At 72.8% G+C, this 13,104-nt stretch carries 7 protein-coding genes and 1 pseudogene; 2 read left to right on the forward strand and 6 right to left on the reverse strand.

Annotated elements, in window-relative coordinates; translation table 11 throughout:
• Positions 1 to 188 precede the first annotated feature (188 nt).
• The 4 genes from ACF08B_RS27425 to ACF08B_RS27440 all read right to left on the reverse strand — a co-directional run bounded on the left by ACF08B_RS27425 (position 189) and on the right by ACF08B_RS27440 (position 8,073).
• Positions 189 to 2,129 (reverse strand): acyl-CoA dehydrogenase family protein, encoded by a 1,941-nt coding sequence (locus ACF08B_RS27425; protein WP_392319847.1) that lies wholly within the window; start codon positions 2,127 to 2,129, stop codon positions 189 to 191.
• A 220-nt stretch (positions 2,130 to 2,349) separates the two neighbouring features.
• Entirely contained in the window at positions 2,350 to 3,795 is a 1,446-nt protein-coding gene (locus ACF08B_RS27430) for an aldehyde dehydrogenase family protein (RefSeq protein WP_392319848.1), read from the reverse strand.
• Between the two features lie 368 nt (positions 3,796 to 4,163).
• Complete coding sequence (locus tag ACF08B_RS27435) at positions 4,164 to 5,840, reverse strand: PucR family transcriptional regulator (protein WP_392319849.1); 1,677 nt, start codon at positions 5,838 to 5,840, stop codon at positions 4,164 to 4,166.
• 106 nt (positions 5,841 to 5,946) lie between these two features.
• The gene (locus ACF08B_RS27440; RefSeq protein ID WP_392319850.1) at positions 5,947 to 8,073 is read right to left on the reverse strand and encodes an ATP-binding protein; all 2,127 of its coding nucleotides are present in this window, start codon (positions 8,071 to 8,073) and stop codon (positions 5,947 to 5,949) included.
• Positions 8,074 to 8,365: 292 nt separating this feature from the next.
• On the opposite strand from ACF08B_RS27440, the gene gabT reads away from it, so the two are divergent.
• A complete protein-coding gene (gene gabT, locus ACF08B_RS27445) occupies positions 8,366 to 9,700 on the forward strand; it encodes a 4-aminobutyrate--2-oxoglutarate transaminase (RefSeq protein WP_073890100.1) in 1,335 nt (444 codons plus the stop codon).
• A gap of 487 nt (positions 9,701 to 10,187) precedes the next feature.
• A pseudogene (locus ACF08B_RS27450) lies at positions 10,188 to 10,673 on the forward strand (phosphatase PAP2 family protein); the annotation flags it as partial.
• Between the two features lie 52 nt (positions 10,674 to 10,725).
• Here ACF08B_RS27450 and ACF08B_RS27455 read toward each other — a convergent pair.
• Both ACF08B_RS27455 and ACF08B_RS27460 read right to left on the reverse strand, forming a co-directional pair.
• Complete coding sequence (locus ACF08B_RS27455; protein ID WP_392319851.1) at positions 10,726 to 12,552, reverse strand: chitinase; 1,827 nt, start codon at positions 12,550 to 12,552, stop codon at positions 10,726 to 10,728.
• Positions 12,553 to 12,637: 85 nt separating this feature from the next.
• Positions 12,638 to 13,096 (reverse strand): hypothetical protein, encoded by a 459-nt coding sequence (locus tag ACF08B_RS27460; protein WP_392319852.1) that lies wholly within the window; start codon positions 13,094 to 13,096, stop codon positions 12,638 to 12,640.
• Positions 13,097 to 13,104 lie beyond the last annotated feature (8 nt).

Raw genomic sequence — 13,104 nt, forward strand, 5'->3', positions numbered from 1 at the left:
GCGGTCCCTCGGGTGGGTGTGTGGGCGGCGGGCGTTGCCGGGTGAACCGTCGCACAACGCGTCGACAGTCGTCATGTATGCGGCTTCTGCCCTGATATCGAACTCGCATGAGGGCCGGGCCGTCGCACACACGCCCGGGTGCCGCACCGCCCCGTCGGCGGACGGGTGCGGCACCCGGGCGGCGTGGACTACTGGCCGCCGAAGGGACGGCGGGCGTTCTCCCGCTCGGAGGGTCCCGGGGTCGCGTCGGCGATCCAGGGGCCGTCGCCGGAGGGGTCGACGATGCCTTCCTCGAGCCACTCGTAGGCACCGCCGAGGACGCCCTTGACCACCTTGCCGTCGAGGTCGTCGGTGTTGGTCCACAGCCGGCCGAAGAGTTCCTCGACACGGATGCGGGCCTGGCGGCAGAAGGCGTCGGCGAGCTGGTAGGCCTCGCGGCCGTGCTCGCCCCGGCTGCGCAGCAGTTCGGCCCGGACGCAGGCCGCGCTCATCGCGAACAGCTCGGCGCCGATGTCGACGATCCGGCCGAGGAAGCCCTGCTTGGTCTCCATCCGGCCCTGCCAGCGGGACATTGCGTAGAAGGTGGAGCGGGCCAGCTTGCGGGCGGTGCGCTCGACGTAGCGGAGGTGGCCGGAGAGGTCGACGCCGTTCTTGAACTCACCGTACGACGTGGGCAGTTGTCCGGGTCCGGCGACCAGTTTGGGCAGCCACTTGGCGTAGAAGACGCCCGCGTTGGCACCCGCCCTGGCCTTGTCGGACAGGGACTTGTCGGGGTCGATGAGGTCACCGGCGACCGACAGGTGGGCGTCGACCGCCTCGCGGGCGATGAGGAGGTGCATGATCTCCGTCGAGCCCTCGAAGATGCGGTTGATGCGCAGGTCACGCAGGATCTGCTCGGCCGGGACGCCGCGCTCGCCCCGCTCCCGCAGCGACTCGGCGGTCTCGTAGCCGCGGCCGCCGCGGATCTGGACCAGTTCGTCGGCCATGAGCCAGGCCATCTCGGAGCCGTACAGCTTGGCGAGGGCGGCCTCGATGCGGATGTCGTTGCGGTCCTCGTCGGCCATCTGCGAGGACAGGTCGAGTACGGCTTCCAGGGCGAAGGTGGTGGCCGCGATGAAGCTGATCTTCGAGCCGACCGCCTCGTGCAGCGCGACCGGCTTGCCCCACTGCTCCCGCTCGGCGGCCCACTCGCGGGCGATCTTCAGGCACCACTTGCCGGCCCCCGCGCACATCGCGGGCAGCGAGAGCCGGCCGGTGTTGAGGGTGGTGAGCGCGATCTTCAGGCCGGCGCCCTCGGGTCCGATGCGGTTGGCGGCGGGGACCCGGACCTGGTGGAAGCGGGTGACGCCGTTCTCGATGCCGCGCAGGCCCATGAAGGCGTTGCGGTTCTCGACGGTGATGCCCTCGGACCCGGCCTCGACGACGAAGGCGGTGATGCCGCCCTTGTGGCCTTCGGACTTCGGCACCCGCGCCATGACCACGAGCAGGTCGGCGACGACCCCGTTCGTGGTCCACAGCTTGACCCCGTCGAGGACGTAGTCGTCGCCGTCGGGGACGGCGGTGGTGGCGAGCCGGGCCGGGTCGGAGCCGACGTCCGGTTCGGTGAGCAGGAACGCGGAGATGTCGGTGCGGGCGCAGCGCGGCAGGAAGGCGTCCTTCTGCTCCTGGGTGCCGAACATCTTGAGCGGCTGCGGTACGCCGATCGACTGATGGGCGGAGAGCAGGGCGCCGACGGCGGGGCTCACGGAGCCGACGAGGGCCAGGGCCTTGTTGTAGTAGAGCTGGGTGAGGCCGAGACCGCCGTACTTGGGGTCGATCTTCATGCCGAGGGCGCCGAGCTCCTTGAGCCCGGTGACGACCTCGTCGGGGATGCGGGCCTCGCGTTCGATGCGGGCGGAGTCGATCCCCGTCTCGCAGAAGGCGCGCAGTTTGGTGAGGAACTCCTCGCCGCGCCGGACGGACTCGTCGTCGGGGAGCGGGTGGGGGTGGATGAGCTCGAGCCGGAAGCGCCCGAGGAACAGCTCCTTGGCGAAGCTGGGCTTGTGCCAGTCCTGTTGCCGGGCGGCCTCCGCCACCTGACGGGCCTCGCGCTCTGTGACGTTGGTGCGTGGGGTGGTGGTGGCGGACATTGAGGCTCACCTCGCCGCTGAGAGGGACGATTGGGACCGTTCGTTACCGACCAGTGCTACTGGATCGTTGGTACCCGAAACGGCCGCACCCCACCACCCCTCGCGGTCCGATCGGGTCGATGTCACGCCCGGAGCCGCGGGCGCGACGGCCCACGACAGGAACGGCCGCAGCCCCCGCACAGTGGGCTGCGGCCGTTCCGTCCGACCTGTCCGTGGCAGGTCAGAGCGCGAGACCGGTGAGGACCAGCACGCGCTCGTAGGTGTAGTCCTCCATGGCGAACCGCACGCCCTCGCGGCCCACGCCGGACTGCTTGGCGCCGCCGTACGGCATCTGGTCGGCACGGTAGGACGGGACGTCGCCGATCACCACGCCACCGACCTCGAGGGCGCGGTGGGCGCGGAAGGCGACCTGGACGTCGCGGGTGAACACGCCTGCCTGGAGGCCGTACTTGGAGTTGTTGACCGCGGCGAAGGCCTCGGCCTCGCCGTTCACCTTCTGCACGGTGAGGACCGGTCCGAAGACCTCCTCGCAGGCGAGGGTGGCGTTCGCGGGCACGTCGGTGAGGACGGTCGGCGCGTAGGAGGCGCCGTCGCGGTCGCCGCCGGTGAGCAGCGTGGCGCCGGCCTCGACCGCCTCCTTGACCCACGCCTCGACGCGCTTGGCGGCGTCCTCGCTGACCAGCGGGCCGACGTCGGTCTTGTCGTCGGTGGGGTCACCGGTGACCTGGGCCTCGACGGCGGCCACGACGCGCGGCAGCAGCCGGTCGTAGACGGACGCGTCGGCGATCACGCGCTGCACGGAGATGCAGGACTGGCCGCCCTGGTAGTTGGAGAAGGTCGCGATGCGGGTCGCGGCCCAGTCCAGGTCGGCGTCGCTCGCGAAGTCGCCGAGGACGACGGCCGCGCCGTTGCCTCCCAGCTCCAGGGTGCAGTGCTTGCGCGGCACCGAGTCCATGATCGCGTAACCGACCTTCTCCGAACCGGTGAAGGAGATGACCGGCAGGCGCTCGTCCTGGACCAGGGCGGGCATGCGGTCGTTGGCGACCGGCAGGATCGACCAGGAGCCGGCGGGCAGCTCGGTCTCGGCGAGCAGGTCACCGAGGATCAGACCGGAGAGCGGGGTGGCCGGGGCCGGCTTCAGGATGATCGGCGCGCCGGCGGCGATCGCGGGGGCGACCTTGTGGGCGCACAGGTTCAGCGGGAAGTTGAACGGCGCGATGCCGAGGACGACGCCCTTCGGGAAGCGACGGGTGAGCGCCAGGCGGCCCTGGCCACCGGCGTCGGTGTCGAGGCGCTGGGCCTCGCCGCCGTTGAACCGGCGGGCCTCCTCGGCGGCGAACCGGAACACGGAGACGGCACGGCCGACCTCGCCCCGGGCCCACTTGATCGGCTTGCCGTTCTCGGCGGAGATCAGCTGGGCGATCTCCTCGGTGCGCTCGACCAGCCGCTTGCTGACGTGGTCGAGGGCGGCGGCACGTACGTGCGCCGGGGTGGCGGCGAACTCGTCCCGCACGGCGTACGCGGCGGCCACGGCCTCCTCGACCTGGGCGTCGTTCGGCACGCTGACCTTGCCGACGAGACGGCCGTCCCACGGCGAGGTGACGTCGAAGGTGTCCTCGCCGATGACCTGGCGGCCGGCGAGCCAGAAGGCGTGGGTGGAAGTCATATGCGAGTCCCGGCCCTTCCGCGTTGGGGGTGTGCTTTCGGTTCGCTGTCCACGGTAGGACGGGGGCGCCCGAGGGTCGCTTGTCCGAGTCGTAGCAGTCGCGACGGAGGGTACGCCGGAATGGCGGGGTCGGCGGGGGTGGGGGGTGCCGGACGGGTGGGGCGCTGGACGGGGGCGTGCTGGAGGCGTGGGGTGCCGGGTGGCTGCCATGCCGGACGGGCTGCCGTGCTGGACGACCGGCGTGCCGAGCGGGCGGGGTGCCGCGCCGATGGGGGCGAACAGGCCAGGTGCCGGGGGACCGGGGTGTCCCAGGGGGCGAGGTGCCCGACAGCCGAGGTGTCGGACGGGCGGGCTGCCCGCTGCCCGGGCTACTCCGTCGTCGTCGCCTTCAGGGCGAGCCACAGCTCCATCCGGACGTCGGGGTCGTCCAGGGAGCGGCCGAGGATCTCCTCAACGCGGCGCATCCGGTAGCGCAGCGTGTGCCGGTGGACGCCGAGATCCGCGGCGGCCGCGTCCCACTGGCCGTGCCGCGACAGCCACGCCCGCAGCGAGGCGACCAGGTCCCCCCGTCCCGTCGCGTCGTGCTCGTGCAGCGCCCGCAGCAACCCGTCGGCGAACGCCTTCACCGCGTCGTCGGCCAGCAGCGGCAGCACGGAACCCGCGGCCAGCTGCTCGTGCTCCACGAACCCCCGGCCCCGCCGCCGCGCCACCGACAACGCCTGCTCGGCCTGTTTGTAGGCCGCCGCCGCGGCGATCGGCCCGGTGGGCGCGGAGAGCCCGACGACCAGCTCGTACTCCTCCGCGACCGCCTGCTCGGGCACCGCCCGTGCCGCTTCGAGCGCCATCGCGTACTCCACGCACGCGGCCACCGCCGGGCCCCCGTCCGCGGCGAGCACCACCAGCCGCTCCCCCTCGGGCACGACCAGCACGGCCTCGCCGGAGCGCGCGGCGGCGGACTCCACGGTCTCCGTGAGACCGCCCAGTGGATCACCGCCCATGTCGGCTGCGGCCGGCACGGCCACGCCGGACTTGGCCGCGGTGACGGACTTGGCCGTGGCGACGGGCTTGGCCGTGGTGACGGGCGTCCGCGAGGCCGGCCCCGGCAGCGACTCGGCGACGATCATCCGGAAGGGCGCGTCGAGCAGCTCGCCGTACAGGTCCCCGGCGACGGCCCGGGCGTGGTCGGGCTCGCCGGCGAGCAGCATGCGCAGCACCGCCGTGCCGATCCGCTGTTCGGCCGCCTGCAGGGAGCGGGACCGCTCGGTGACGAGGGTGAGCAGGGCGATGGCGGAGTGGACGGCGTAGCGCTCGGCGGTGCCGAGTGCGGCGGCCGTGCCGACGGCGAGCGCGGCCCGCGGGCGGCGGCCGGTTCCCAGCGAGTGCAGCTCGACCCGGTCCTCGTGCTCGGGGCCGCCGACGACGGAGGAGGCGGGCGCGGACCGCTCCCGGAGCCGTTCGACCTCCGCGGTCAGCCGGGCGGCGCGCCTGCCGGCCCACTCCGGTGCGGCGGCGACGACGGCGCCCGAGGCGTCGTACAGGGCGGCCCAGCCGTCCACCTGTACGGCGAGGGCGGTGAGGAGGCCTTCCGGGCCGGCGCTGAGGGCCTGCCTGGTCAGTTCGCGCTGGGCGGCGAAGCCCGCCGTGACCGCGCGGTACTGGTCGGCGGCGATCGCCGCGGACACGGCCTTGCTGATGGCGAGGAAGGGGGTGCGGCGGGGGACCTCCAGCAGCGGCAGGCCCTCCTGGGCGCAGGCGTCGACCAGGGCCTTCGGGATGTCCTCGTAGTTGACGCCGACGGCGAAGCCGAGTCCGACGACGCCCGCGCCGACCAGTCGCCGCACGTAGCGGCGCATGGCCTCCGGATCCTCCGCGTCCAGCTTGAGCGCGGTGATCAACAGCAGCTCGCCCCCCTCCATGTAGGGGACGGGGTCGGCCAGCTCGCTGACGTGCGCCCAGCGGACGGGCACGTCGAGGCGGTCCTCGCCCGCGCGCACGGTCAGCTTGAGCGCGGAGTGGTGGACGAGCGAGGCGAGGGTCGGGGGCATGGGACCTTCACGGTGAGCCGGACACGGTGATCGAGGTGATCTTTTGGCCGCCGCGTATGAACGGCCTACGCCGATTCTGCCTCACCGTACGATCGGCCGCTGGCCCTCACGCCCGCAGGTCCACCAGCAGCGGCGGCGCGTGCTCGCCCTGCACGCTGGTCAGCGACAACACGGCGTGGCCGGGCGGCACCGCGTGCGCCAACTCGGACGCCGACCACCGCTCCCGCTCCACCTGCCGCACGGTGACGGCCCGGGCCGTCGGTGCCTGTCCGGTGATGACCCGGCGCAGCATGTGCACGGCCTTGCCGGCGGGCGTCTCGGCGATGATCTGCCGGTCGGTGACGTCCCGGGTCTCGGTCCACTCCTTGCCCCACACCTCGGCGAAGTCCTGCCCGTCCCAGGGGGTGAGCCCGGACAGCGCCATCCGGCATCCGGTGGCGCCGAGCAGCGGGCCGCGCAGCGGCCGGGGCACGTCGTCCAGGGTGCGCAGGGTGAGCACCGCGCCGGCGCCCGCGGAGCGCAGCCGCTGAATCCCCCGCACGGCCTCCGGTGTGACGACACCGGAGGCGTCGTCGAGCAGCAGGCAGGCGAACAGGGACCGGTCCTCCCGGGCCGTCACGGCGGCCGTGAACTGGGCGAGCACCAGCCGGGCGAGGATCCGGGAGGCGTCGGCGTGACCACGCTGGGGCAGGTCGATGCGGACGCGGACCGGGTGGTCGAGGGCCTTGAGCGAGAACGGGCGGGACTGTCCGGAGGTGTCGAAGAAGGCGGCGAAGGCGGGCCGGTCGAGCAGCGCGATCCGGTCGGCGAGCACCGTGCCGACATCGCCCGGGTGGGCCATCTGCCGTTCGCGGGCGTCGAGTTCCCGCAGCAGCGAAGCGTGGCCGGTGTCGGTCAGGCCCTTGCGGAGCGCGGCCAGCGGGCCGGGCGCGCCGTCGAGCAGCTGGCGCAGCTCGGGTACGGACGGGAAGCGGTCGTGGACGGCGCGGAACGGGCCGAGCAGCTGGGCGAGCACCGTGGTGGAGCGGCGGCTGTCGCTGCCCGGGTGCGGGTCGGCGAGGTCGCCGACGAGGGCCTCGGCGAGTATGGCGGCGGCCTCGTCGGGGTCGGTGGTGCCGCCGTAGAGATCGAGGTCGTACACCGACTCGGGGTGGCCGATGCGTACGACGACGTCATAGGCCTCGGCCGGGCCGAGCCCGGCGCCCGCGGCGCCGACGACCACGACGGAGGCGCGGCCGGCGAGGGCGTGCAGGCACAGGGACTCGGCGAGCGGCCGTACCACCGCGCCTGTCTTGCCGGAGCCGGCCGGGCCCACGGCGAGCAGCGAGGTGCCGAGCAGGTCCGTGCCGAGGCCGAGCCCGGCGCCGCGGTAGTGGTAGGGGTTGCGGGGGTCGTCAGCGGTGGTGCCGAGCCTGACCTGCCCGGTGAACAGGTCGTGCCGGGCGTGCCGGGTGGGCAGGTCGCGTTCGCCGGAGGGGTGCAGGCAGGCGGCGGCGCCGTCCTTCAGTACGGCGCCCGTGAAGGTGGCGAGGGAGTGCCGCCCGGTCCGTACGCCCTGCCAGGCGCGGTCGATCCGCGCGTGGTCGACGTCCCGCATGAGTCCGGCCTTCGCCTCGGCGGCGAGCCGCTCGGCCGCGTCGTGGGCCCCGGCGGCGCGCAGGTGGGGGAACTCGGCGGGGTCCTGCTCCGGCGCGGGGGGTGCTTCGGCCGCGGGGCCGGCGGTGCTCCAGGCGGGTGGGCCGTAGCGGCGCCAGACCTCGCCCCAGCGGCCGAGCCGGCCGACGACCAGCAGGATGGCGAAGGCGATGAGGGTGTAGTAGCTGTACCAGAGGATCGCGTTGCCGACCCGGTCGTTGCCCTGGCGCCAGGATTCCGGGGTGAACAGCTCCAGGGGCAGCACCCACCAGCCGCCGAGGTAGCCGTTCCACAGCAGGGACCACACCAGCCAGCCCACGAGGAAGGCGATCAGGGCGCCGCTGAGCAGCTGGCGGGCCGGGATCCGCTCGGGCTCCTGCTCGGGCCGGGGGCGGTGGCCGAAGCGCCACACGCCCGGCGCGGCCTCGGGGCGGTTGGCCCGCAGCCAGGCCAGGAAGGTGGAGCCGTCCGGTTTCGGCGGCGCGCCGGGCGGCGCCGTGGGCATGGGCGGTACCCCGCCCCCCTCAGGGGGAGTCGTCGGGCGGGGTACCGGGTTCGCATGCGTGCCGCGTGCGTCCCGTGTCCCGTCGCTGTCCATCCGTTCTGCCCCCTGACCAGCCGTTCCATCCACCATCAGCGAGCCAATCTAACGCCCCGGCAAGGGGAGTTCACCGCTTACGCGGCCGTACGTTCCCCACTTGGCCGTCGCGGCCCCGACGGCCCCGGTATGTCCACCGCGGACAACCGTCCGCGCCGAAGACGCCCACATGGAGCATGCCCACCCACCATGCACGGACCTAGCCTGCGAAGAAAGATAGGTATGCGTCCGAAAACGCACCGCCCGGAACCGCCCGGGAACGCCCGGTACGCAAGATCATCAGGGAGCCCCCATGACCGCACTTCCGCAGGAGCGCCGCGTCGTCACCGCCATCCCCGGCCCGAAGTCGCAGGAACTGCAGGCCCGCCGCACCGCCGTGGTCGCGCAGGGCGTGGGCTCCGTGCTGCCGGTCTTCACCGCGCGCGCGGGCGGCGGGATCATCGAGGACGTCGACGGCAACCGCCTGATCGACTTCGGTTCCGGCATCGCCGTGACCTCCGTGGGCGCGTCCGCCGAGGCCGTCGTCCGCCGGGCCGCCGCCCAGCTGGCCGACTTCACCCACACCTGTTTCATGGTCACCCCGTACGAGGGCTACGTGGAGGTCGCCGAGGCCCTCGCGGAGCTCACCCCGGGTGACCACGAGAAGAAGTCCGCGCTGTTCAACTCCGGCGCCGAGGCCGTCGAGAACGCCGTCAAGATCGCCCGCGCTTACACCAAGCGCCAGGCCGTCGTCGTCTTCGACCACGGCTACCACGGCCGCACCAACCTGACCATGGCGCTGACCGCCAAGAACATGCCGTACAAGCACGGCTTCGGTCCGTTCGCCCCCGAGGTCTACCGCGTCCCGGTCGCCTACGGCTACCGCTGGCCGACCGGTGCGGAGAACGCCGGCCCCGAGGCCGCCAAGCAGGCCATCGACCAGATCACCAAGCAGGTCGGCCCGGACAACGTCGCCGCGATCATCATCGAGCCGGTGCTCGGCGAGGGCGGCTTCATCGAGCCCGCCAAGGGCTTCCTGCCGGCGATCCGCCAGTTCGCCGCCGACAACGGCATCGTCTTCGTCGCGGACGAGATCCAGTCCGGCTTCTGCCGCACCGGCCAGTGGTTCGCCTGCGAGGACGAGGGCATCGTCCCGGACCTGATCACCACCGCCAAGGGCATCGCCGGCGGTCTGCCGCTGGCCGCCGTGACCGGCCGCGCCGAGATCATGGACGCCGCCCACGCCGGTGGCCTGGGCGGCACCTACGGCGGCAACCCGGTCGCCTGCGCCGGTGCGCTCGGCGCCATCGAGACGATGAAGGAGCTCGACCTCAACGGCAGGGCGAAGCACATCGAGGAGGTCATGAAGGGCCGCCTCGACGCCATGGCCGAGAAGTTCGACATCATCGGCGACGTCCGCGGCCGTGGCGCGATGATCGCCATCGAGCTGGTCAAGGACCGCGCCACGAAGGAGCCGAACCCGGAGGCGACCGCCGCGCTCGCCAAGGCCTGCCACGCCGAGGGCCTGCTGGTCCTCACCTGTGGCACCTACGGCAACGTGCTGCGCTTCCTGCCCCCGCTGGTGATCGGCGACGACCTGCTCAACGAGGGTCTGGACATCATCGAGCAGGCCTTCGCGCGCATCTGAGCGACTGGTCCGCACCCCTGAAAGGGGTCCTGCGGCAGGCCGTGTGAAGAAGGTGTGCGAGGTGGATGTCGGGACGCGATTCCGGCTGCCCAAGCGCCCCGGCCTGCCGTAGGTTCTACCCAGATGAGAGATACACCCCGCCCACAGGGGACTGTGGGCGATTTCAGGGCGGGGCCTCCCCAGCTTCGACCTGGTCGTGCCCTCGCGCACACAACCGGCGCCTGACGCCGGGATCTCCTCACCGATCGGACGGTCGCCGCCCCAAACCCCCCGGGGCGCGCGACGTTCCGGTCCGGTCGGCCGCCTCGGAACCACCCCCCCTGTTCCGGGGCGGCCGACCTCCTTCCACCCCCCTGACAGGCCCGGACCTGTGCACGGAGGGCCGTCTTCCGCCCCTCCGCCGGATCCGACCTGCGAAGCTGGGCCGGTGTCGACCTCAGTCCGCCGCTCGCTGCTCCTCGGTGTCCCGGCCGTCCTCTTCGCCCTGATGACCTGGCAGGTGCTGGTCCACGGCCCGCTCCTGCGCCTGGACACCCGCCTCAGCGGGGCCCTGCGTCATCCGGACCTGTTCTCCGCCGCCCTGTCCGACCTCGGCAACGTCGAGGTCGCCCTGCCCGTGCTCGTGGCCGCCCTCGGGTACGCGGCCTGGCGGGGCCGGGCCGCCGGTGCGGCCCGCTGGTGGCTGCCGCCGCTGGCGGCGGCGGTGCCGACGGCGCTGGTCCCGGCGATCGTCGTACCGCTCAAGGACTGGACTTCCCGGCCGGGGACACCGGTGGTGCCCCCGGGGGTCGGCTACTTCCCGTCCGGGCACACGGCGACTGCGGCGCTCGCGTACGGCGGCGCGACCCTGCTCCTGCTCCCCTGGCTCCGCTCGCCGGCCGCCCGCCGGACGCTGGTGGCCGGCTGCGCGCTCCTGGTCCTCGGGGTGTCGTTCGGCCTGGTCCGCCGTGGCTGGCACTGGCCGCTGGACGTGGTGGCCAGCTGGTGCCTGTGCACCGTGCTGCTGACCACCCAGGTCCTGGTGGTCAGCCGAAGTAGGCGTCGAAGTTCTTCTGGAACTCCCAGTTCGCGAAGCGGTCCCAGTTCACCGACCACGTCATCAGACCGCGCAGCGCCGGCCACGTCCCGTGGGTCGCGTACGAGCCGCAGTTCGTCCTCTTCGTCAGGCAGTCCAGGGTCTTGGTGACCTCCGCCGGGGAGACGTGGCCGTTGCCCGCGTTCGTCGACGCCGGCATGCCGATGGCGACCTGGTCGGGGCGCAGCGGCGGGAAGACGTCGCCCGCGTCGCCGGCCACCGGGAAGCCGGTGAGCAGCATGTCGGTCATGGCGATGTGGAAGTCGGCGCCGCCCATGGAGTGGTACTGGTTGTCCAGGCCCATGATCGGGCCCGAGTTGTAGTCCTGGACGTGGAGCAGGGTGAGGTCGTCGCGCAGGGCGTGGATGACCGGGAGGTACGCCCCGCAGCGCGGGTCCTGGCCGCCCCACTTGCCGGAGCCGTAGAACTGGTAGCCGTTCTGCACGAAGAACGTCTCCGGGGCCATGGTCAGCACGAACTTCGCGCCGTAGCGGGCCTTCAGGGTCTTCAGCGCGGAGACGAGGTTGACGATCACCGGGGTGGTGGGGTTGCGGAAGTCCGTGTCGCCCGTGTTCAGGGAGAGCGAGTGGCCCTCGAAGTCGATGTCGAGGCCGTCGAGGCCGTAGGTGTCGATGATCTTCGACACGGATGTGACGAAGGCGTCCCGGGCCGCGGTCGTGGTCAGCTGGACCTGGCCGTTCTGGCCGCCGATCGAGATCAGCACCTTCTTGCCGGCCGCCTGCTTGGCCTTGATCGCCGCCTTGAAGTCGGCGTCGCTCTCGACGTTCGGGCACTGGGTGACCGGGCAGCGGTTGAAGCGGATGTCGCCGGAGGTGACCGAGGTGGGTTCGCCGAAGGCCAGGTCGATGACGTCCCAGCTGTCGGGGACGTCGGCCAGGCGGGTGTAGCCGGAGCCGTTGGCGAAGCTCGCGCGGAGGTAGCCGACGAGGGCGTGGGCGGGCAGGTCCGGGGAGCCGCCGCCGCCGCCCGGGCTGGTCGTCGCCGTCACGACCGCGGACTTGGCGGACTCCCCCGCGTCGTTGCTCGCGGTGACCTGGAAGCCGTACGCCGTCGCGGCCGCGAGTCCGCTCACGGTGGCCGACGTGCCGGTCACCGTCTGGACCTTGGCGCCGTCGCGGTAGACGGAGTAGCCGGTGGCGCCGGTGACGGCGGACCAGGACAGGCCGACGGAGGTCGAGGTGACGGTGGTGGTGCGCAGGCCGGCGGGTGGGGCGGGGGGCTGTCCGGTACCGCTGCCGCCGGGGCCGATCAGGGAGATGTCGTCGGCGTAGTAGGCGCCGGTGCCGTACCAGCCGTGGGTGTAGACGGTGACCTTCGTGGTCGTGGCGCCGGTGCGGAAGGTGGTGCTGAGCTTCTGCCAGTCGGGGGCGGACTGGGTCCAGGTGGAGACGTCGGTGGTGCCGGTGCCGTTGGCGCCGAGGTAGACGTAGGAGCCGCGGACGTGGCCGGACAGGGTGTACTGGGAGTCGGGCTGCACGGTCACGGTCTGGGCGCACTGGGCGTTGTCGCTGCCCGCCGGGGTGGCCTGCAGTGCCGAAGTCCCGCTGTGCACGGGTGAGTTGACGGTCGTACCGGCCGTGCAGGTCCAGCCGGTCAGGCCGGATTCGAAGCCGCCGTTCCGGCTCACGTCCGCGTCGGCCGCTCGGGCGGCCGACGAGAGCGCGGTGATGCCGGGCACGGCGAGCAACGCGGCCGTGAGCAGGGCGAGGACGGACCTGGGGCGTCTGGTGCCGTGGGCGCGTCGGGGGCGATCCACAAGGGCCTCCGGAAGAGGGGGAGTTGAGGGGGTGGAGCGCCCACAACTTGGTCCAGACCAATCCTCTTGTCAAGGGGTCGGGGCGCTACCCGTCCTCCGCCCGCCCCCCGGCCAGCCCCGCCGCCGCCTCGTGCATCGCCAGTTCCAGCAGCGCGGGGTCGGTGAGCATGCCCGAACCGTCCGGCGCGACCAGCCAGCGCACCGCCCGGGTCGCCCGGCCGGGGTACGGCACGACGATCCAGGTGCCGGGCCCGGCGGTACGGATGCCGGTGCCGAGCCAGCGGGCCGCGGTGCCGGGCGGCACGAAGAAGCCGACCCGGTTGTCGCCGAAGTCGACGAGCACCGGCCCGGGCCGGTCGAGGATGCGGGTGAGCACGTCCAGCGTCGGATAGCCGAGCTCGCCCGGCAGGATCAGTACGTCCCAGGCCTTGCCCGCGGGCAGCAGGGCGACCCCGAGGGGGTTGCGCTCCCACTCCCAGCGGCAGGCCTCGGGGTCCGGTGCGACGGCTGCCAGCCATTCGACCGCCGTCTTCGCCCCAGTCATCGATAAGC

It is taken from the genome of Streptomyces sp. NPDC015139 (genome assembly GCF_043079785.1).
Taxonomy (GTDB): domain Bacteria; phylum Actinomycetota; class Actinomycetes; order Streptomycetales; family Streptomycetaceae; genus Streptomyces; species Streptomyces albidocamelliae.

Bases quoted from the DNA above. Each gene is read 5' to 3' on its own strand.
- ACF08B_RS27440 (WP_392319850.1), bottom strand. From the start codon at position 8,073: ATGGACAGCGACGGGACACGGGACGCACGCGGCACGCATGCGAACCCG.
- ACF08B_RS27460 (WP_392319852.1), bottom strand. From the start codon at position 13,096: ATGACTGGGGCGAAGACGGCGGTCGAATGGCTGGCAGCCGTCGCACCG.
- gabT (WP_073890100.1), top strand. From the start codon at position 8,366: ATGACCGCACTTCCGCAGGAGCGCCGCGTCGTCACCGCCATCCCCGGC.
- ACF08B_RS27430 (WP_392319848.1), bottom strand. From the start codon at position 3,795: ATGACTTCCACCCACGCCTTCTGGCTCGCCGGCCGCCAGGTCATCGGC.
- ACF08B_RS27435 (WP_392319849.1), bottom strand. From the start codon at position 5,840: ATGCCCCCGACCCTCGCCTCGCTCGTCCACCACTCCGCGCTCAAGCTG.
- ACF08B_RS27425 (WP_392319847.1), bottom strand. From the start codon at position 2,129: ATGTCCGCCACCACCACCCCACGCACCAACGTCACAGAGCGCGAGGCC.